At 65.6% G+C, this 19,581-nt stretch carries 18 protein-coding genes and 9 pseudogenes; 20 read left to right on the forward strand and 7 right to left on the reverse strand.

Annotated features, from left to right (window positions below; translation table 11 throughout):
* Positions 1-534 (reverse strand): transposase (locus AZE13_RS32395; protein WP_309302256.1); only part of this gene is annotated, 534 nt, incomplete at its 3' end.
* 283 nt (positions 535-817) lie between these two features.
* Between AZE13_RS32395 and AZE13_RS39150 the strand changes: the two are divergent.
* The 12 genes and pseudogenes from AZE13_RS39150 to AZE13_RS39420 form a co-directional block, all read left to right on the forward strand.
* Positions 818-862 (forward strand): annotated as a pseudogene (locus AZE13_RS39150) (hypothetical protein); the annotation flags it as partial.
* Positions 863-935: 73 nt separating this feature from the next.
* Positions 936-1,586, forward strand: a pseudogene (locus AZE13_RS39155) (ISAzo13 family transposase); the annotation flags it as partial.
* Entirely contained in the window at positions 1,526-1,822 is a 297-nt protein-coding gene (locus AZE13_RS39415; RefSeq protein WP_079124612.1) for a transposase domain-containing protein, read from the forward strand. The pseudogene AZE13_RS39155 and the gene AZE13_RS39415, both read left to right, overlap by 61 nt.
* Complete coding sequence (locus AZE13_RS37315) at positions 1,753-1,968, forward strand: hypothetical protein (protein WP_066940182.1); 216 nt, start codon at positions 1,753-1,755, stop codon at positions 1,966-1,968. The genes AZE13_RS39415 and AZE13_RS37315 overlap by 70 nt, the downstream gene beginning before the upstream one ends.
* Before the next feature lie 383 nt (positions 1,969-2,351).
* A pseudogene (locus AZE13_RS38710) lies at positions 2,352-2,570 on the forward strand (transposase domain-containing protein); the annotation flags it as partial.
* A 299-nt stretch (positions 2,571-2,869) separates the two neighbouring features.
* Positions 2,870-3,256 carry a transposase gene (locus AZE13_RS38715; protein WP_066940185.1) on the forward strand — a complete coding sequence of 129 codons (387 nt, stop codon included), beginning with the start codon at positions 2,870-2,872 and terminating at the stop codon, positions 3,254-3,256.
* Positions 3,257-3,456: 200 nt separating this feature from the next.
* Positions 3,457-5,349 (forward strand): IS4 family transposase, encoded by a 1,893-nt coding sequence (locus tag AZE13_RS36570; RefSeq protein WP_181690526.1) that lies wholly within the window; start codon positions 3,457-3,459, stop codon positions 5,347-5,349.
* Positions 5,256-6,344, forward strand: a complete 1,089-nt coding sequence (istA, locus tag AZE13_RS32415) for an IS21 family transposase (RefSeq protein ID WP_258528147.1) — start codon at positions 5,256-5,258, stop codon at positions 6,342-6,344. The genes AZE13_RS36570 and istA overlap by 94 nt, the downstream gene beginning before the upstream one ends.
* Positions 6,341-6,592: a hypothetical protein gene (locus AZE13_RS38720; RefSeq protein WP_258528148.1), complete on the forward strand. Its 252-nt coding sequence runs from the start codon at positions 6,341-6,343 to the stop codon at positions 6,590-6,592. Before istA ends, AZE13_RS38720 begins: the two co-directional genes overlap by 4 nt.
* 17 nt (positions 6,593-6,609) lie before the next feature.
* Positions 6,610-7,398, forward strand: a complete 789-nt coding sequence (gene istB, locus AZE13_RS32420) for an IS21-like element helper ATPase IstB (RefSeq protein ID WP_181690527.1) — start codon at positions 6,610-6,612, stop codon at positions 7,396-7,398.
* A gap of 37 nt (positions 7,399-7,435) precedes the next feature.
* Positions 7,436-8,041 (forward strand): hypothetical protein, encoded by a 606-nt coding sequence (locus AZE13_RS38725; RefSeq protein ID WP_147264794.1) that lies wholly within the window; start codon positions 7,436-7,438, stop codon positions 8,039-8,041.
* A 115-nt stretch (positions 8,042-8,156) separates the two neighbouring features.
* Complete coding sequence (locus tag AZE13_RS39420) at positions 8,157-8,531, forward strand: NUDIX domain-containing protein (protein WP_398780287.1); 375 nt, start codon at positions 8,157-8,159, stop codon at positions 8,529-8,531.
* Here AZE13_RS39420 and AZE13_RS32430 read toward each other — a convergent pair.
* Positions 8,478-9,433: pseudogene (locus AZE13_RS32430) on the reverse strand (IS5 family transposase). The gene AZE13_RS39420 and the pseudogene AZE13_RS32430 overlap by 54 nt on opposite strands.
* A gap of 98 nt (positions 9,434-9,531) precedes the next feature.
* Between AZE13_RS32430 and AZE13_RS39425 the strand changes: the two are divergent.
* Positions 9,532-11,599: pseudogene (locus AZE13_RS39425) on the forward strand (DUF4158 domain-containing protein); the annotation flags it as partial.
* A gap of 9 nt (positions 11,600-11,608) precedes the next feature.
* Here AZE13_RS39425 and AZE13_RS39430 read toward each other — a convergent pair.
* On the reverse strand, positions 11,609-12,283 hold the full coding sequence (locus AZE13_RS39430) for a site-specific integrase (RefSeq protein ID WP_398780285.1): 675 nt from the start codon (positions 12,281-12,283) through the stop codon (positions 11,609-11,611).
* Entirely contained in the window at positions 12,199-12,504 is a 306-nt protein-coding gene (locus AZE13_RS38735) for a hypothetical protein (RefSeq protein WP_066940206.1), read from the reverse strand. Before AZE13_RS38735 ends, AZE13_RS39430 begins: the two co-directional genes overlap by 85 nt.
* On the opposite strand from AZE13_RS38735, the pseudogene AZE13_RS34970 reads away from it, so the two are divergent.
* The 7 genes and pseudogenes from AZE13_RS34970 to AZE13_RS39435 form a co-directional block, all read left to right on the forward strand.
* Positions 12,463-12,663: pseudogene (locus AZE13_RS34970) on the forward strand (IS256 family transposase); the annotation flags it as partial. The gene AZE13_RS38735 and the pseudogene AZE13_RS34970 overlap by 42 nt on opposite strands.
* A 108-nt stretch (positions 12,664-12,771) precedes the next feature.
* Entirely contained in the window at positions 12,772-13,323 is a 552-nt protein-coding gene (locus AZE13_RS32460) for a nucleoside 2-deoxyribosyltransferase (protein WP_147264795.1), read from the forward strand.
* Positions 13,324-13,627: 304 nt separating this feature from the next.
* Entirely contained in the window at positions 13,628-14,047 is a 420-nt protein-coding gene (locus tag AZE13_RS38740) for a transposase family protein (protein ID WP_258528149.1), read from the forward strand.
* A gap of 377 nt (positions 14,048-14,424) precedes the next feature.
* Positions 14,425-15,936: a poly-gamma-glutamate synthase PgsB gene (pgsB, locus tag AZE13_RS32470; protein ID WP_066940209.1), complete on the forward strand. Its 1,512-nt coding sequence runs from the start codon at positions 14,425-14,427 to the stop codon at positions 15,934-15,936.
* Positions 15,933-16,418 carry a poly-gamma-glutamate biosynthesis protein PgsC/CapC gene (locus tag AZE13_RS32475; protein WP_066940212.1) on the forward strand — a complete coding sequence of 162 codons (486 nt, stop codon included), beginning with the start codon at positions 15,933-15,935 and terminating at the stop codon, positions 16,416-16,418. Before pgsB ends, AZE13_RS32475 begins: the two co-directional genes overlap by 4 nt.
* A 21-nt stretch (positions 16,419-16,439) precedes the next feature.
* Positions 16,440-17,450 (forward strand): C40 family peptidase, encoded by a 1,011-nt coding sequence (locus AZE13_RS32480; protein ID WP_066940215.1) that lies wholly within the window; start codon positions 16,440-16,442, stop codon positions 17,448-17,450.
* A 65-nt stretch (positions 17,451-17,515) separates the two neighbouring features.
* Positions 17,516-17,731, forward strand: coding sequence for a hypothetical protein (locus AZE13_RS39435; protein WP_066940217.1), 216 nt, complete (start codon positions 17,516-17,518; stop codon positions 17,729-17,731).
* A gap of 10 nt (positions 17,732-17,741) precedes the next feature.
* On the opposite strand, the pseudogene AZE13_RS38750 reads toward AZE13_RS39435, so the two are convergent.
* The 3 pseudogenes from AZE13_RS38750 to AZE13_RS36580 form a co-directional block, all read right to left on the reverse strand.
* Positions 17,742-17,951, reverse strand: a pseudogene (locus AZE13_RS38750) (transposase); the annotation flags it as partial.
* Between the two features lie 282 nt (positions 17,952-18,233).
* A pseudogene (locus AZE13_RS32490) lies at positions 18,234-19,038 on the reverse strand (transposase family protein).
* Positions 19,039-19,144: 106 nt separating this feature from the next.
* Positions 19,145-19,581: pseudogene (locus AZE13_RS36580) on the reverse strand (hypothetical protein); the annotation flags it as partial.

Consider the following 19,581-nt stretch of genomic DNA (forward strand, 5'->3'; position numbering starts at 1 on the left):
TGCGGGGGCGCTTTCAGGGAGTTCGGGGTGGAGCTGGTCCATGCTGCCTTCGGGGAGGTAGCGGCGGGGGAAGGTGGTCCATTCGTCGTACAGTTCGAGGAGCGTGGCGGTGATCAGTCGCAGGAGCGCGTCGTCGTTGGGGAAGACCTGGGCGACGTCGGTGCGGTGCTTGATCTCGCGGTTGATCGGCTCCAACGGGTTGGTCGACTGGATCTTCTTCCGATGTCGCTCGGGGACAGCGGCGAAGGCGATCAGGTCGTCCTTTGCCTCCAGCAGCATCTCCTTGCCCTTCGGGACCTGCTTGCCGAGCATGTCAGCGACGGTGTCAAGCTGGGTGGGGACCGCATCGGTGGTGAGCTGGGCGAAGATCGTGCGGTCCGTCGCGGCCATCTCGGTCGCCTCCTTGTTGATCACGCTGAACACGTTGCGGAGGTAGTGGAGCTGTAGAGAAACAAGGTGTCGCTTCCAGTTGGCGGTGTCGCTGATCCGGTATGGCGATTCCGGATGGGGTGTACAGCCAACTCGCCATGCGATTCGAGGTGATGCTGCCGCGTCTGAACGAGCGGTAGCGACGGTTGATGTGTGCGACGGAGGCCCGGCTGCTCGGACATGGCGGCATTTGAGCCGTCGCCCGTGCTGCTAACGTGAGCGAGACGACGGTTCGCCGAGGAGTTTCCGAGCTGGAAGCCGGTGGACTGCCGCTTGCTGAGGGACGGGTACGCAGGCCGGGCGGGGCACGCAAACGCGCCGAGGAGGTCGACTCCGGGTGCTGCCCGCTCTGATAGCGCTGGTCGAGCCGGACGAGCGAGGTGATCCGATGTCGCCACTTCGCTGGACGACGAAATCGCTGCGGAGCCTGGCCCAGGAACTGACCCTCCAGGGTCACCCCGTCTCGGCGATGACGGTGGGCCGGCTGCTGATGGAGAACGGGTTTCAGACTACAGGCCCAGGCCAAGGCGCTGGAGGGCAAGCAGCATCCGGACTGGAACGCCCAGTTCCGCTACATCAACGAGCAGGTCAAATAGCACCAGGCTGACGGCGAGCCGGTGATCAGCGTGGACACGAAGAAGAAGGAGATGCTCGGCCAGCTGCCGAACGTGGGCCGCCAGTGGCGGCCGAAGGGCGACCTGGTGCAGGTGGAGGACCACAGCTTCTTCACCGGCCCCAAGGGCGATGCGGCCATCCCCTGCGGCATCTACGACCTGACCGCCGACACCGGCTGGGTCTACGTCGGCGTCGACCATGACACCTCCACCTTCGCGGTCACCTCCATCCGCCGCTGGTGGCAGGCCCGTGGCCATGATGACTACCCACATGCCAACCGACTGCTGATCACCGCGGACGCGGGCGGCTCGAACAGCTACCGCTACCGGGTCTGGAAGTCCGAACTGGTCGCCTTCACGGCTGAGACAGGACTGACTATCACGGTCTGTCGCTTTCCACCCGGTACACAGTGCCGTTGTTTGCGTGGTCAAGCAGTGCTCGTTGATGGTGACCGGTCGCCGCTGTGGTCGTCGGGCGGGTCATGCATCCGTGGGTGGGGTTGTCTGATGATGTACGGCTGGGGGCGCTCACCGAGTGGGTGACGCCGGAGTTGGTGGATGAGGTGCTGGCCGAGTGCGGCCAGGGCAGGGTGAAGCCGGGTGCTGTGTCGCCGAGGTTCATGGTCTACTTCACCCTCGCACTGGCGCTGTTCGCGCAGGACTCCTACGACGATGAATCGCGGAAAACCTGGTCGGGGCGCTGGAGGGGATGCACGAGACGGTGCCGAACTGGGCCTCGTTCACCCGGGCCCGGCAGCGGCTGGGGCCGGAGGGTCTGAGCGGGGCGTTCTGGTGCGGGATGCGGCTGGCCGCGGTGGACGGGTGGGTGCTGGACGCGCCGGACAGCCCGGCCAACCGGGCGTTCTTCGGTGGGCCGGCCGGCGCCCGGACAGCCTCGGCGGGGTTTCCGCAGGTCGGGTGGTGACGCTGACGGAGACCGGCACGCACGTCTCGATTGACGCCCGCATCGGCGGCTTCAACGGCGGCGGGAGCTGGCTGTACAGATAGCCGGTTCGGCGGCAGGCATGCTGGTCATCATGGACCGGAATTTTCCTGGAGCGGAGCTGTGGAAGGCGTTCACGTCCGCCGGGGCGCATCTGCCGCTCCGGGCCCGGTCGACGGCCGCGTCCCGACGAGCCAAAGTACTGCCGGACGGGAGCTACCTGGGGCGGATGAGCCTAGGCTCAATGCCGCTGACTTTGGGTTGGTCTTGCTTGTAGCGTGTGGTGTGGGAGGGGTGCTGTGCCACGGGCTGGGCAGGTCAAGCCGCCGGTTGAGGAGCGGTTGTCGGATCGCATCGCGCTCGGTGTGTTGACGTGGGCGTTCCCGGCGGAGTTGGTCGACAAGGTCATCGCCGAGACGGGTCGGGTTGAGCAGCGGAGTCGGCTGCTGTCGGCGTGGGTGGTGGTGTACTTGGTGCTGGCCATGTGCCTGTTCTCCGGGCAGGCGTATGAGGAGGTCGCGCGGCTGCTGCCGGAGGGCCTGGCGTGGGTCGGCCGGTGGCGGGGCAGGTGGGAGGTGCCCTCGACCGGGGTGATCTCCCGGGCTCGTGCCCGGCTGGGGCCGGAGCCGCTGCGGGCGCTGTTTGTGCGGGTGTGCCGTCCGGTTGCCATGCCGCAGACCATCGGTGTCTGGTACCGGCCGGCGGCTGGTGGCGGTGGACGGCACCACGCTGGATGTGGCCGATACCCCGGACAACGACGCGTTCTTCGGACGGCCCGGATCCGGGCGCGGGGAGAAGAAGGGCGCGTTTCCGCAGGAGCGGCTGGTGGTGCTCCGAGTGCGGCACGCATGCGGTCTTCGCGGCGGCCACCGGGGCGTGCACGGTGGCCGAGACGCAGCTCGCCGACAGCCTGCTGCCGCAACTTCAGCCGGGGATGCTACTGCTCGCCGACCGGGGCTTTCCCGATTACGACCGGTGGAAGGCCGCTGCTGCGACGGGTGCGGACCTGCTGTGGCGGGTGGCGTCCAACGTGGTGCTGCTGGTGCGCGAGCAGTACACGGACGGCTCGTACCTGTCTGAGATCTATGCGGCCCGCGACAAGCGGCGCGTGAACGGGCAGTTGGTGCGGGTGATCGAGTACACCGTTGCCGGACACGAGGAAGACGGCCCGATCCGGTTGATCACCACCATCCTCGATCCGGACCAGGCTCCGGCCGCCGAGCTGGCGGCCCTATGTTACGAGCGGTGGGAAGTGGAAAAGGTGCACTGATGGCGCTCTTTGGATCTCGCCAACCCTGCTCACGGGGCTCGGCAAACCTGCTCAGTTGATCTCCCAAGGCCGCGAAGTTAAGGCTCACAGGGGTGGTGTCAAGCGGCCTACGCAGGTGGGTTGTTGGAGGGGGGAATAGAGCGAGACCTCTGTGTCGTTCAGGGATCGACCAAGATCATCCTGAAGAGCAGAGGTCTCGCGTGCCCAAGTGTGCCACGGTCGATGCGACTCGGACTGTCACCGTCGCTTCGGACGTCTATGCACCCGGCCATCTCGGCGAGTTGACGCAGGTGCTGCCGTTCGAGCTGGTGGATTCAGTGCTGGAGGAGACAGGGGCAACCCCAAGACGGCTGCGGTCGCTGCCGTCCCGGACCGGGGTGTACTTCGTGCTCGCCCTGGGGCTCTTCGAGCGAGTGGGCGCTCGCCTGGTGTGGGACAAGCTGGTCGCCGGGCTGAGCGGGCTGCCCCTGGTGTCCCCATCGGAGAAGGCCCTGCGTGATCTGCGCCGCCGGATTGGGGTGGCACCGTTGCGCGCCCTGTTCGAGGTATTGGCCGGCCCGCTGGCCCAGCCGTGCACTCCCGGCGTGCGGTACCGCAAGTGGCGCACGGTCGCCTTCGACGGCTGCAGCTCGCTGCGCGTACCCGACGAGGAACGCAACCGCAGCTGGCTGGACAAGACCCGGGCCTGTTTCGGCCTCGCCGGCTATCCAGCACTCATGCTGATGACCTTGGTCGAGACCGGCACCCGGGGGCTGCTCGGCGCCGTCTTCGGCCCTTCGAGCACAGGCGAAAACGCCTACGCATTGCGCCTGGTCCACCTGCTCAAGCCGGACATGCTGGTGTTGACCGACTGCGGATTCGACAGCGGCGACTTCCTCGAGGCCGCGACCGCGACGGGCGCGCAACTCCTGGCCCGCGGCAAGTCCACCCGCCGTCCTCCTGTCCTCGCCACCCTGCCCGACGGCTCCTATCTCACCCAGATTTACCGGCTGAAACTCAGGGTGATAGAAGCCAAGGTGACGGTGACCGGCGCCGACGGCAGCACGGTAAGCGACCACTACCGGCTCGTGACCACCTTGACCGATCCCCGCACCGACCCGGCCGAGGCCCTGATCTCCCTCTATCACGAGCGGTGGGAGATCGAATCGGCGTACTACGCTCTGCGCCACACCCTCCTCCGCGGGCGAGTACTGCGCTCCAAGGACCCTGTCGGCATTGAGCAGGAGATGTGGGCCCTGCTGGTGCTCTACCAAGCGATCCGCACCGTGATGGTCACCGCCGTGGAGACCCGGCAGAGCACCGATCCCGACCGGGCCAGCTTCACTGTGGCCCTGGAAGCCGCCCGCGACGGTGTCACCACCGCGACCGGCGTCCTGCCGCCCACCACCGGGCCGGTCGACCTGGTCCGACACATCGGAACAGCCGTGCTCGCCAGCCTCCTGCCACACCGACGAGCCCGCTTCAGTGCGCGCACCGTCAAATCCGGGATCTCCCGCTACCACACCTGGAACGGCGCAGGCCGCTCCCGGACCTCGACCCACATCACCGCCATCGTGGCGAAGGTGCATCAGCCCCGACCGTCCCGCTTGACACCAACGGGCCCGGAGGACACGGGCTTCCCGGCCCCGGCTCCAGGCCGGTCCACAGCCGTCATGGAGATCATGCACTCGGCGCCAGAGCGAGCATGGCGCCGCTGCCGATATCGGCCGCCCACTCGGCATCACCAACGAGAAGGCCCTCAACAGCTTCCGAGTCCAGCTGGCCCAATGGGCACGGCAGGGACTACTCACCACGACCGCCCCAGCCACCTACAGACTCGCCTCGCCAACACCCTGGACACCGCCCCGGTGAGCCTTAACTTCGCGGACTTGGTTGATCTCCCCATCCTTTGTGTGATCTTGCTCGGCGTGTCGAACTGGTCTCGGTGCGTCGTGGAGAGCCTGCATGTGCTTGAAGATCGGCCTGTTCGGGGGCCTGGATGCTCACGTGGGAGGAAGACGTGGACGCACACGCTCTGCGTCGTCAGGGATGGACGATCTCGGCGATCGCCCGGCATCTGGGCCGTGACCGCCAGACGATCCGGGACTACCTGAACGGCGCGAAGACGCCCGGTCGGCGGCGCCAGGCGCCGGATGCGTTCGCGCCGTTCCTGGAGTACTGCCGCCAGCGGCTCGCGGATGACCCGCACTTGTGGGCGACCACGCTGTTCGACGAGATCATCGAGATGGGCTACCAGGGCGGCTACTCCACGTTCACGCGGGCTCTGCGCCGCTATTACGTGCGGCCGCACTGTGAACCGTGCCAGACGACCCAGGGGCGTGACGTCGCGATCATCGCTCACCCGCCGGGTGAGGAGATCCAGTTCGACTGGCTGGAGCTGCCCACTCCGCCCGAAGAGTGGGGTGGTGGAGAACATGCTCACCTGCTGGTCGGCGCCCTGCCGCACTCGGGCCGCTGGCGGGCGGTGCTGGCCGAGCGGAAGGACTTCGCGCACCTGGTCCAGGCCCTCGATCAAGTGGTGCGCAAGCTGGGCGGGACCGCCCGCCGGTGGCGGTTCGACCGCATGTCCACGGTCTGCTATCCGTCCAGCGGGCAGGTCACCGCGGCGTTCGCCGCGGTCGCGAAGTTCTACGGCGTCGGCGTGGACATCTGTCCCTCGCGCCGCGGGAACCACAAGGGTGTGGTGGAGAAAGCCAACCACTCCGCCGAGCAACGCTGGTGGCGCACGGTCCCCGACGGCCTTACCGTCGAGCAGGCCCAGTCGGGAGTGGACCGGCTTGCCGCGCAGATGGACGGTCGGCGCCGCATCCTGGACGGCGCCCGGACCACAGTCGGTGAACACGCCGACGCCGAAGTGTTGTTGGAGGTTCCCGCAATACCTTTTCCAGTGGAGGTTTCGGTCGAGCGCACGGTCACCCCGCAGTCGCTGGTGTCCTTCGAGGGCAACTCGTGCTCGGTGCCGCCAGGGCTTGCCGGCACCCGGGTTCTGGTCCGTCACCGCCTGGGCGAGGATTTGACATCCTCACCACCGGCCGCGCGGTCGTCGCCCGCCACCGCCGGGCACCGCGCGGGTCCGGGCGGACCGTGAGGGACACCGGCCACGTCGTTGCCCTGGAACGCAAGGTCCTGGAGTCCATCTCCGACCGGTCGCCCTGCAAGACGAAGGTCCGCCGCCCGCCCTCGCAGGCGGCTCTGGCCGAGGCCGATCGGATGCGCGAGGGGCATGCCGCCGCTGCCTCGGCCGTCGAACGGGTCGTGGTCGACCTGTCCCACTATGCCGCCGTGGCCGACCGGCTGCGGCACGCTCCCTCACCCAAGGAGGAGAACACGGAGTGAGTACGCCGCCGACGAAAATGAGCGAAGCACGCCGCTTCCAGCAGCTGCGGAGCCACCTGTCCTACCTCAAACTCAACGATGCCGCCGAGGCGCTCAACCGGGTCTGCGACCAGGCGCGGGCCGAGGGCATGTCGCTGACCGCAGCTCTGGAGAGGCTGCTGGAGATCGAGGTCGAGGCCACCGAGGCGAGACGGCTGGCCTCCCGGTTGCGGTTCGCCTGCCTGCCCGAGCCCTGGACGCTGAACGACTTCGACTTCGCCGCCCAGCCCGGCGTCGACGAGAAACTCGTACGCGATCTCTCCACCCTGCGCTTCCTGGACGACGCCTCCAATGTCCTGTTCGTCGGCCCACCCGGGGTCGGCAAGACCATGCTCGCGGTCGCGCTGGCCCGGGCCACGGTGGACGCCGGACACCGCGTCTACTTCACCACCGCCGCGGAACTCGCGGCCAAGTGCCACAAGGCCGCCCTCGAAGGCCGCTGGAAGACCTGCATGAACTTCTTCTCCGGCCCCAAGCTCATGGTCATTGACGAGCTGGGCTATCTGCCGCTGCCCGAGGACGGAGCCTCGGCCCTGTTCCAGGTGATTAATCAGCGGTATCTGAAATCGTCCACGATCTTGACGACCAATGTCGGTATCGCCGACTGGGCCAGCGCCTTCGGGGACGCCACCGTCGCCGCCGTGATGCTCGACCGGCTCCTGCACCGGGCCGCTGTCGTCGGCATCGACGGCCCGTCCTACCGACTGCGCGGCCACCAGAACCAGGCCGAGGTCCTCAGGCAGGGAGTGAACGCCCGTGTCTCGTGACAACAACGTCTCCAACACCCCAGAGGTTTCATCTCAGATGGCCCGACGCTGCCCGGTCTGTGAGACCGTCTTCGCTCCCGCCACCGTCAAGAGCCGACAGGTCTATTGCTCACCCACCTGCGCCGAAACACACCGCAAACACACCCCACTCCAGCGCGACTGCCTCGCCTGCGGGCAGGAGTTCACCACCAACGCCAGCGCCCGCCGTTCGTACTGCTCGACCGAGTGCCGGCACGCCGCCCGCACCAGCAAAGACGCGCTCGACGAGCGCGTCTGCTCGTTCTGCGACACCACCTTCCAGGCACCGCGGACCGTCCGGCAGCATTACTGTTCCCCGTCCTGCCGCCGAGCCGCCGACCGGCAGCGCGGACAAAGACGGGACGAGGAACGAGCTCGCCGCCTGGGCGAAGCTCCCCTCACCACTTCTCCGCCACGTCGCGTGCTCCCGCCGGCCCCCAAACCCGCGGCTCGTCCTGCCACACGTCATGCTCCTCCCGAGCGTGACCCGATGGAACCCACCGCAACCCGCAGCTGCCCGCACTGCCAGCAGCCGGTCACCATCGTCGCGCTGCTGGCCACCCCGGAAGCCGCCCGCCCAGCCATCCCCGGCCCGGGCGTCGTCCCGCTGCGGAGGACCCCATGATCAGCGACCTCTTCAGCCTCCACCGGTTCGACGACCTCGTCACCCGCACCTCAGCGAGGGCATCAACGAGCTGGCCGCCGCCGCTCTGATCGAGCACGAGGGGCGCTTCCTCCTGATCGAGAAGCCGTCGCGCGGCTTCGAACTCTCAGTCTCAACTTGGGAGTTGCCCACCGGATTCGTCCGCGCGGAGGAAACCCTCACCAGCGGCATGGAACGCGTCCTCGCCGAGGATTTCGGGTTCTCCTCGGCGGAGGCGACGCGCTACCTCGGCCACAACGACCACACACGACGGCCGCATCGTTCGTGTCTTCGTCTTCGCGATCACCGTCGAGCATCCCGACAGCATCTGCCACACCGCACACATCGGACATCGCTGGATCGACAACATCACGATCTCCGACACTGTCGACGGCATCGACTCCATGCTCCGCGTCTACTACGCGGACAACTCCGGCTGACCGTCACCCATCTTCAGGGCCCGACGACCTGACGGTCGTCGGGCTCTCGCGCATGTGGGTGGGTTGTCTGTTTCGGTGCGCCAGGTTGGTGTGGATTCGTCGGTCAGGGCGCGGCTTATGGTGTTCGACATGGCCCAGTGGATCACGGCTCGGGAGCGTTGGGGCAGGGTTTTGGAGTCGCGGGTCAGGCGGCGGTGCTGCATGAGCCAGCCGAAGGTGCGCTCAATCACCCAGCGTTTGCGCTGGGGCTGGAAACCGGAGCGCGATGGGCGTTTCACCGTCTCGACGTCGATACCCAGGCGGGCTCCGTGGTCGATGACCGGCCCCTGGTAGCTTCCGTCGCCCCAGACCTTTCCCACGCTCCGGTATGAGACGGCAAGCTCGTCCAGGAGTTGTTTGTCGCCGGTGGCGTCCTGTACCGACGCGGCGGTGATGAGTACGGCCAGTACCAGGCCGAGGGTGTCGGTGGCCAGGTGGCGCTTGCGGCCCTTGATCTTCTTGCCGGCATCGATGCCCTGGCTGTCTTCGGGCACGTTGCTGGAGTTTTTCACGCTCTGCGCGTCCACCACTGCTGCCGACGGTCCGGTGGCGCGGCCGCGTGAGCGGTGGGTGGCTCACGCAGCAGGTCGTGCACCTGCTGCGTGGTGCCATCGGTCTCCCGCTTCGCGTAGTAGTCGTAGACGGTCTTGTACGGTGGGAAGTCATGCGGCAGGTACGCCCACGGGATGCCGGTGCGGTTCACGTACAAGATTGCGTTGACGATCTCGCGCAGGTCATGGATCCGAGCCGCCGTGCCCGGCCCGGTATGGCCGGCCCGCCACTGGGTGAACACCGGCTCGATCAGAGCCCACTGGGCATCGGACAGGTCACTGCGATACGAACGACGACTCACACAGCGCGCAACGACAACCCTCACCAACAGCCACAACAACATCCCAAAACACCAGCCGCCCAGGTCAGACACCCGGGTGTCGCGCAGGTGTTCGCGTGAAGGTCGCCGATGGTCGGCGAGGAGCGGCTACGGTCCGCCGCGTGGCGGTGGAATTCTTAACTGATGAGCAAGCTGAGGCGTACGGGAAGTTCTCCGAAGAGCCCACTCGTCCGGAACTGGAACGGTTCTTCTACCTGGACGACGTCGACCGGGACCTGATCGCGCTGCGGCGGACGAAGCACCATCAGCTGGGCTTCGCACTCCAGATGTGCACGGTGCGCCATGTCGGGCTGTTCCTGGAGGATCCGCTGGACGTGCCGTGGTCGGTGGTCGAGCACTTGGCCGCTCAGCTGGGTATCGAGGACCCGTCGTGTGTGAAGCGGTACACCGGGCGACGGCAGACGCTGTATAAATCACGCGTGGGAGATCCGGGACGCCTACGGCTACCACCCGTACGAGGACCATGAGTGGGGCCGGAAGTTCCGGACGTTCCTGCACGGACGGGCGTGGACGCACGCCGAGGGGCCGGTGGCGCTGTTCAACCACGCGGTCGGGTGGCTGCGGCGGAACCGGGTGCTGCTGCCGGGCGTCTCGGTGCTGGCCCGGCAGGTCTCCGAAGTCCGCACGATCGCGGAGAAGCGACTGCACGCCACGGTGGCCAAGGCCGCGCGCCGCGCGGACCCGTCCTTGCCCGGCGACCTGGTGGCGCTGCTGAAGACGCCGGAGGGCAAGCGGTTCTCGGAGCTGGAGCGGATGCGCCGGCCGCCGACGCGGACCACGGGCACCGCGATGAAGAACGCGCTCCAGACGGTGGAGGAGATCTCCGCGTACCGGTTAGGCAGGTTGAAGCTGTCGCAGCTTCCGCCGAACCGGCTGGCCGCTTTGGCGCGGTACGGGCTGGGAACCAAAGCGCCCAAGCTGGAGCGAGCCTCCGAGTCGAAGCGCACGGCGATGCTCACTGCGGTGATGCGGCATCTGGAGGCGAGGCGATCGATGACGCCCTGGACCTGTTCGAGGTGCTGATGGCCACCAGGTTGATCAACCGGGCGAAGCTGGCCACGGACAAGGAACGGCTGTCCACGCTGCCGCAGCTGGAGAAGGCGGCCAGGATCACGGCCCGGGTCTCGAAGGTCCTCATCGAGGAGCTGGAGCTGGTCGAGGAGCACGGCACGGATATGGATGTGGCCTCGCTGTGGCGGGCGCTGGAGTCGGTCGCCTCGCGGGCGGCGGTTGCCAGCGCGGCCGCGACGGTGGTGAGCCTGGTCCCGGATGACGACGACTCGGCGGAGACTGCCATGCGGCAGGCGCTGGCCCTGCGCTACAACAAGGCCATGCTGTTCCTGTCGCTGCTGGGCGAGTCGAAGGCGCTGGGGGCGGCGACGGGCGGCAAGCGGGTGCTGGCGGGGGTGAAGGTGCTGCCGGCCCTGGCGAGGCGGAGGGTGAACGAGAAGCCGCTACTGCCGCGGGAGATCGACGACAAGCTCGTGCCGCCGGCCTGGCACAAGGCGGTGTACGCCAACGCCGAGCTGCCGCAGCGCGCAGTGGACCGCGACGCCTACGTGGTGTGCGTGCTGGAACAGCTGTTCCGCGCGCTCAAGCGTCGCGACGTCTTCGCCCCCCTTCGCACCGCTGGTCCGACCCGAGTGCCCGGCTGCTGGACGGCACGGAGTGGGAGGCGGTGCGCGAGGACGTCCTGGCGGGCCTGAGCCTGGACGAGAGGGTCGAGGACCACCTCGACGGGCTGGTTCAGGTACTGGACGCGGCGTGGAGACAGATGGCCGAGCGCCTTGCCGAAGCCGGCGACGACGCGAAGATCAGCATCGAGGTCCAGGCCGAGGCCGGGCGAAGCTGAACGTGGAGAAGCTGCATGCCCTCGGCGAGCCGAAGTCACTGAACCGGCTGCGCAAGACCGTCGAGAAGATGCTCCCGAAGATCGACCTGCCCGACCTGCTGTTCGAGGTGCACGCCTGGACCTCCTTCCTGGACGCCGTCGTGCACCTGAGCGATGGCAAGACCCGCATGAAGGACCTGGCCACCTCGGTCGTGGCGCTGCTGGTCTCCGAGGTATGCAACATCGGGATGACCCCGGTCATCAATCCGAACATCGAGGCGCTCACCCGGGTCCGGCTGGTCCACGTCGACCAGTACTACCTGCGCGCCGACACCATCTTCTCTGAACTACGAGGGTGCGGTGGATCGGGTGGCAGGTGGGCAGGCCGAGGTGGACCCGGTGGATCGGCGGGCGACTTCGGCGTCGAGCTGGGCGAGCTTGTCCTCGGCGGCGGCGAGGGTGACGCTGAGTCCGTCGACTTCGCCGAGCCGGCCTTCGCGTTCGGCTTCGGCGATCCGCGCGATGAGGTTGATCCGGATCTTTTCGAGACGGGGCCGCTCGTGCGGGTCGACGCGGAGCATTGCGCATCGGACACAGGCGTGCTCATGGACGCACTCACTGCCGAATGACCGGCCGCAGGTGCCGAGGGAGAGCTTGCGGCGCTCGAAGTGGCCCAGGAATGCCTCCCACTCCTCGCTGGTGGGGACGCGGTATTCCTCGCCGGGCCGCAGGCTGCGGCGCCGTGCGATGAACGCCTGGTGGGCGGCGATGGCTGCGCTGGGATAGACGGCGTTGTAGTGCATCGTGGTGTTGATGTCGTCGTGGCCGGCGATGACCTGCGCGATATGTGGGGGCAGGCCGTTCATGATCGCGTCGGTGATGAACATCCTGCGGAAGTCGTGGGGCTGGTAGTCCAGCAGCTCGCCGACGGCGTCGGTCAGTGGGCGGCCTCGATCACCTCGTTGAGTGCCTTGCGGATCGTGTTGACCGACAGGATGTGGTCCTCGCCGTTGACCCGCCATTGGAACAGCAGCGGCATGGGCGGGTTCCAGACCCTCTCGGCCGCGTCGTAGCTGACCACCAGGGGGACGACCCCGCCCGCGCCGCGGATCCGGCAGACGATCGCGCTCAGGATATCGGCAAGCTCGGGGGTGACCAGCAGGACGCGCTCCTCGTCGGTCTTCGACGGGGCGATCTGCAGCTCAACGCCCGCATCCGCTGGGCCGTGCGGGCCCGCGGGCACTTCCCTTCCGAGGCTGCCGCCCTCAAGTGCGTCTACCTCGCCGTGATGAGCCTCGATCCCAGCGGCAAGGGCCGCAAGAAGTGGACCAGCCGCTGGGAGCGAGCGCTCCAGGCGTTCGACATCGCCTTCGACAGACGTCTCTCAGCAGCCCGTATCTAACCGACGAATCAACTCGGTTACACCGAAAAGTTGACAGTCCCACGTCAGTCGCCACGGCGATCTCACCTTCATGATCTATACGTGAAAAATCCTTAAGAAGGAGTTAGCGTGTCCGGTTTTCCTCCTCATGTCGCCGTTAGAGTCGACCTGGTAGGCACCAAAATATTTGTCGGAGGCCCCATCCAGCATGCTATGAGCGCTAACGGATTTCTTGAGCCCTTGCGGCAGGACCTCGCAAGGATTATCTCAGCCCTGCGTGAGCGTCGTGGGCACGTCTTCTCTGCCCATGTGATGGAACGCTTTGGGGCTGACACTTCGCAGTACACATCGCATCAGATCGCCGCTCGCGACTTCACTTGGATGCAGCACTGCAACGTGTTTGTTCCGGTGCTTCCGGTCCGTGGTGGCCAGTTGCTGCGTACCGATGGTACGTATGTGGAACTGGGATGGGCCTCGGCCTTGCGTAAACCGATCATGCTAGTTACGCCTCTGCCGCTGACTGATAGCGCCACGCAGTTGTTACGCGGGCTGAATACCGTCGCAGATGTCAGGTTGTTCGACCTCCCGACGATCACTGCTGACGCCTCAGCTCTGCTGACGGCCATCGGCATGCTGGAGGTTCGGACGCAAGTAAATTCGCCGGTGACAGCGAGCGGTTGAGGTGCCCCCCCGTGGCGTGGACACTCTGACAATGGACCTTGTGGCTCCAGGAAGGGTGTCCTGGAGCCTTTTTCATTTGTACGGCGTGGGGGTGGGGTGGTGGTGTGTGGCGATGGTGTGACGAGCGGGGGTCCCGCGGGTTTGTCAAGTCGCCAAACGCAGCCTGGCTTGTGGAGGTGCCTCGTGTTCTCCTGTCCTGGCGGATGCGATGTCGATGAAGATCTCCTGGGGCTGGTCACGATGGTGATCGCTTCGGGTGAGGGTGGCTGGCCGTGTCGGCTGCGCCCGTACGACCGGGTCCGGTGTGTCCTGGTCTACCTGCGCAAGCACGACACTCTCGAACAGGTCGCCGCCGGTTCGGTATCGGCGTGGCCGCGGCCTGGCGTTTCGTGAACGACACGGTCGGGCGTCTCGCCACGTACGCGGCCGTCGTCGACGGAGGCCTCACCAGTCATCATGCCGACGGCTACGTCCTGCTGACGGCACGGTCGCCGAGACCGACCGGGTGCGGGCCGCAGGCCACTTCTCGGGCAAGGTCCGCGGTGAAGGGATGAGCCTGCAGGTCGTCACCGCGGATGAAGGGAAGCTGCTGTGGATCTCACCCGCACTGGCCGGCGGGACCCACGACGTGAAGGCCGCCCGCGAGCACGACATCGTGGACGCCTGCGAGCTGGACCTTGAGTCCTGGCGGACAAGGGCTACCAGGGTGCCGGCGGCACGGTGATCACCCGACCACACGACAGCCGAACACCGAACTGCCCGAGAAACACCGGAAGTCGAACACCGCCCACACGACCTTACGAGCCCCGGTCGAAGGGACCATCTCCCGGATCAAGCAGCGGCGGATCTTCCACCACGCCCGCATCAGCCCGAACCGACTCACATCAGCCGCCGCAGCAATCCCCACCCTTATGATCTACACATGAAAAGGCTCCAGGAAGGTTCATTAGATTTTTCAGAAAAGGCCATTTTCGGCGATTATTGAGGATAAGTGCGGCGTGTGGAATTTCGCTGGCGCGAATGGGGTTGAGGGCTCACTGTTCACAATGCTGCGTGAAGGCGCTTTCCGCGCCTTGGTCCTGGCGGAAGGGAAATGATCCCGTGCCATTCTTTTACATCGTGCTCGTCGTGTGTGGTGCCATGCTGCTGATCGCTGGAGTGGTCGAGCAGCGTCGGCACTTCGCCAGCCTAGACCAGATACCGGTCAGGGTGCTCGTCAACGGCATCCGCGGCAAGAGCTCCATCACTCGCCTGTGTGCGGGCGCCTTGAGGGGCGGAGGTCTGGCCACAGTCGCTAAGACCACCGGCACTGCGGCCCGCTTGATCCACCTCGACGCCACTGAAGAGCCCGTCTACCGTAAGTTTGGCATCGCCAACGTCGTCGAGCAGATCGGTATCGTGCGCCGCGCGGCTGCCTACCAGTCGGACGTGCTCGTAATCGAGTGTATGGCGGTGACGCCCGCGCTTCAGGAGATCAGCCAGTCCAAGCTGATTCGCTCCACAATCGGGGTGGTGTGCAATGTCCGTGAGGATCACCTCGCCGAGATGGGGCCTACTTTGGATGACGTGGCACGTTCTCTTTGCCGTTCGATGCCCGAGAATGGTATATGCGTAACCGCTGAGAAGGATCGCTTCCACATCCTTCAGGAGGAGGCGGATGCGCGGAACTGCCGACTGATCTACGCCGCCCCGGTTCTGATCACAGACGAGGAAATGCGCGGCTTAAGCTGGTTCACCTTCAAGGAGAACGTCGCCGTAGCCCTCACAGTTGCTGAATTGCTCGGCGTCGATCGCAAGACAGCGCTTCAAGGCATGTACGAGGCCCCACCGGACCCCGGCGTCGTCTCAGTGGAGCGTTATGTAACCCATGAGCGAAAAAAACTCCGCTTCGTCAACCTCTTCGCGGCCAACGACCCTGAGTCGACACTGATTAACGTCAATAGGTTTCTCGCACTCGGCGCCATCCATCGTCCCCTCAACGTGGTCATCAACTGCCGCCCGGACCGCATCGAACGCAACGGCCAGATGGGCGAGATCATCCCAGAACTCGACCCAGAACAGGTGTTCGTCATTGGTTGCCCGGTTAGGTCCGCCATCAACACGATTCCGGCTGTCTTCCATGACCGCATTGTCGACTTAGGCGGCGACCGGCGTGGTTCGAAGGAGATTGTGGGGCAGTTGCTCGATCGGCTCAGCCCCGACTCATCGCTTGTCGCCATCGGTAACACCCACGGGCAGGGTGAGCTGCTCCTGGAACATCTTTCTGCATTCGCTTCAGACGAGGGCCCTGCCAACCGCGACTCCGCGGACGCACCTCCGGACATCGGGAAGCTGCCATCGTATGCAGCGCACCTCGATGCCGACGAGCAGCACCCCGAAGTGTACGAGGAATATTACATTGCGTCGTACACGTCTAAGCCCATTTCAGACACTGCGCCATACTCGGATCCATGCAGGGTGCCGGCCACCGACTGGGGGGCTGCGGCTCAGAGCCGGACGGGATCGTCAACCGCCTGGAAACGCGTCCGGGAAACGCTCGATCCGCGCGTCCTACCTGTCAGGCCAACCGAAAGTTCCCGGCAGCGGCACATCCGAGGAGGGCGGCACCGTTGATTCCGTCCATCCTCCTTCCCCCTGAGACCGCTGCGATCGGCGTGGCGATTGGGCTGCTAATCTCACTGATCTGCTATCTCGTAACCAACCTTTCCCCCGGCGGAATGATCACCCCGGGTTGGTTGGCCCTGACTCTTGTCGAGGACCTCCAGCGCGCCGCGATGGCAGTCGGGGTCACGGTTCTCGCCTACCTTGGCACGCTCCTGATGCAGCGGTGCATGATCCTCTATGGAAAGAGACTGTTCGTAGCAGTCATTCTGCTCGGCATCATCCTCCAAGCTACCGTAATAATCATGCTCTCCCTGGAGTTCCCGCAAATATATGGCAATCAATCGCTCGGCTTCATCGTGCCGGGCCTGATCGCATATCAGATGGTGCGTCAGCCCAAGGGACCTACACTTGTTGCTACCGGCTCGGTGACGCTGGCGGCCTATGTCGCCCTCACCGCTGGAATTCGCTTTGGCGTCATGCCGTCTACCTGAACCCACAACGGAGTCTACGGAATGCTTCCCAAGAAACGCCCTCTGCTACACGTCCTGATAGTCCTCTCTCTGCTGACGGGCAGTGCGTACCTGACTATCGAGTTGCGCAAAGAAGAGCATGGCGCCAGGCAGAGCTGGGAGCGCCTGAAGAGCCCTGACCGCACCGTGTTACGCGGTGACAGCGGCCAGATTCTGGCTATTTTTACGGATAATTCCCGTACCGCCACACTCAAGGGGCCATCCCGTGCCTTCAGCGAGTCTGCGGCCATCTCGCCCCGCGTGATCACTGACGACTGGGTGCGCTTAATGCCACAGGCATGGCATGTTGGTTCTGAGAAGGAGCGTTGGTTCAAGGAATGGTTTAGATCGTACCGCGACAGTCGGCAAGAAGACCTATTTGCCATAGCCTTCCAGTACGTCAGGGGGGCACCGGTAAAGAAGGACGACAAGGGCATCGCGTACGCAGGTGACGCCAAATTTGGCCCGATCAACCACGACCTGGACAAGCACCACGGAACACCTCGGCTCGAACAGTCCGACTTCTTCCACTACCTGGGCATCCCTTACACCTTCTACAACGGCACACTTAAGCAGCCTAAGGCGTCCCGCTATCGTGCCATCGACTGCTCCGGCTTTATACGCATGGTCTTTGGCTATCGATCCCATTACCCGTTGGCTCCCAGCGATTATACGGGTAACGGTCTGCTGCCCCGCACTGCTGATGGCATCGGTCGCTCACACCTCGGTGCCGAGATCATCCCGCTCTCCGGCCCCACCCCCTGGTACGAGCGTCCGCATAACATCGACGCCCTCCAGCCCGGAGACCTGATTTTCTTCAAAATAGATGGCCACACTGGCAATCGCCTGGACCACGTCGGCCTGTATCTGGGCCCTGACACCGAGGGCCACAAGATCTTCATCTCCAGCAGGAAAAAGGCCAACGGTCCGACCATCGGCAACAAGGGCGGCGTGTCACGGCTTGATGGCAGCGGCTTCTATGCACAGCGGCTGCGCAAAGCCATACGACTCTGACCGGCTCAGGTCCGGAATCTGCCAGTGCGCGGTCTCAATGAGCTCTTCCGAACTACTGTGCTTCTGTGTGTGACCGGTCCGAGCGGGCCAGCAGGCCTGCGCGCAGCCTGTCGCGGCAGCAGGAAGGAAAGGGCGCGGAGCCATCCGCGCGTGTCATCGGCGCGCAGAGCGTGAAGACCTCCAAGCCCGTCCGCGCCGCCGGGCAGGGCGCGGATAAGCCCTTGCCGCCCGCTCCCCATCTGGTGGCCGAGCGGCACCTGCGGCCGGTCGGCAAGGAGTGAGCAGGCCCTGGATCTGCCAGCGGCGAGCGAAGGCGTGCACCCGCTTGAAGGGCGGGAAGTCCCTCGGCAGGTTCGCCCACTTCACTCCGTTGTCGGCCACGTACCGCATAGCATCGACCATGCGCCGGTGGCAGTAGCCTTCCGGCCGGCCGCCCCGCCCCTCCAGCCATGCTGGCACAGGCGGCGATTCCCGCACCACCTGCCACACCGTCTGCGTCATGTCCGAGCCGTAGCATGGGGTGCGGTCCGGCCGATCCGCCGCGTTCCCGAACCGGCGCGCGAGACGGTCACCCGTTCGTGACGGCGCGTTGGACTCCACGGACGCGAGCGCGAAAGACTGCGGAACAGGACCTCCTGGACAGCCCGGATGGGATCGCACCCCCGAACTACCAAGAGGGCCCTGCTGTCATGCACCGCCCCGCCGCGATCACCCGATCAGGACCCCCGTTCGACCAAACAAGCCCTTTGATCGGTAAGCAGAAACCTTCTGAGTGAACCTCTTTCATCCTGAATAGTCGCAGGTCAGGAGGGTGTGGACGGCTTGGACGATGGTGCCGATCCGGCGAGTGGAGCATCTGGCTCGCTGTAGCAGTCGCCAGGACTTCAATTGCGCGAAGGCGCGTTCGCCTGGAGCTCTCAGCCGGGCATGGTCGCGATTGAACTGCTGGTGGCGCTCCGGTTGTTGACGGTGGTTCTTGTACGGTGTACGGACGGTGGCGCCGGCACCCTGGTAGGCGCGGTCGGCCAGGACAAGTATCTGCCTCGTGAGGCAGGCCTGGATGATGCCGTGGGCCCGGGCCGCGGTCAGGTCGTGAGTTCGTCCCGGTGTAGCGCGCGAAAACCACAGGGGTGTGCCGTCTGGGCGGGCGATGACCTGCACATTCATCCCGTGCCGTTTGCGCTTTTGGCTGTAGTACGGCTCGTCCGCGGCGATCCGATCAGGCGGGATCAGCGTGCCGTCAACGATGACGAAGTCGCCTTCACCCAGGCCGACGAGGGCCTCGCGCAGGCCCGGCGCCCAGGAGGCGAGGAGGTCGAGGGTTTCGTCGACGTACCGCCAGGCCGTCGCCTGCGACACCCCGAAGCCGGCTCCGACCTGCGCGAACGTCTCGTTCTTCCGCAGATGCGCCAGCACCAGCAACGCCTGCTTGAAGCAACCCAGCCTCCGCCACGGCGAGTTGATATCCCGCCGGCGGGCATAGATCAGCCAGGAGACATGCTCGACCAGCTCATGCGGTACGTCGAGCATGGAAGAATACGGAACCAACCAAGCCCCCGGCGACTGGTGCGATGAGTGGAATCACCACACCAACGACGGGGGCTTCGTCGCGTCACCCCGCACCCCACTTGACCAGGGACTTCACCCTCTCAGAGGCAGGATGAAAGAGGTTCAGTGCACCACCGAGTACGAAGTTATGGGCTCTGTCGCTGATCTTGTGACGTGAGCCGGTCAGGCCCGTAGGAGGATTCGGGTGCGGAGAAGGTCGAGTTTGGCTCGGCCGTACCGGCGCGTTTGAAGAGCTTGACTCTCGAGACCTGGCCTTCCACCTGGCCAGAGCTCCAGGAGCTGGACAGGCCAGCGGTGACCGTGTCGAGGTCGTGCAGGAGGCCGTTGGCAGACTGGCTCAGGTGCGGCAGGACTTCCTGATCCATGCGCGTAATCCAGGCGGGAAGTTCTTCGCCGCGGTGCTCGTGTATGAGGTCGGCAAAGGTACGGACGTGATCGACAGTGGCATCGAGTTCGGGGCATGCTACGCGGATCTCCTTGATGCCGACGGCTTCGTCGGGTCGTAGACGTTCGGGGTAGGTCATGATCCAGCGCAGGGCTCGTCGGGGCTTGGGTAGTGCTT

This window comes from Streptomyces sp. NBRC 110611 (genome assembly GCF_001590865.1).
Classification (GTDB): Bacteria; Actinomycetota; Actinomycetes; order Streptomycetales; family Streptomycetaceae; genus Streptomyces.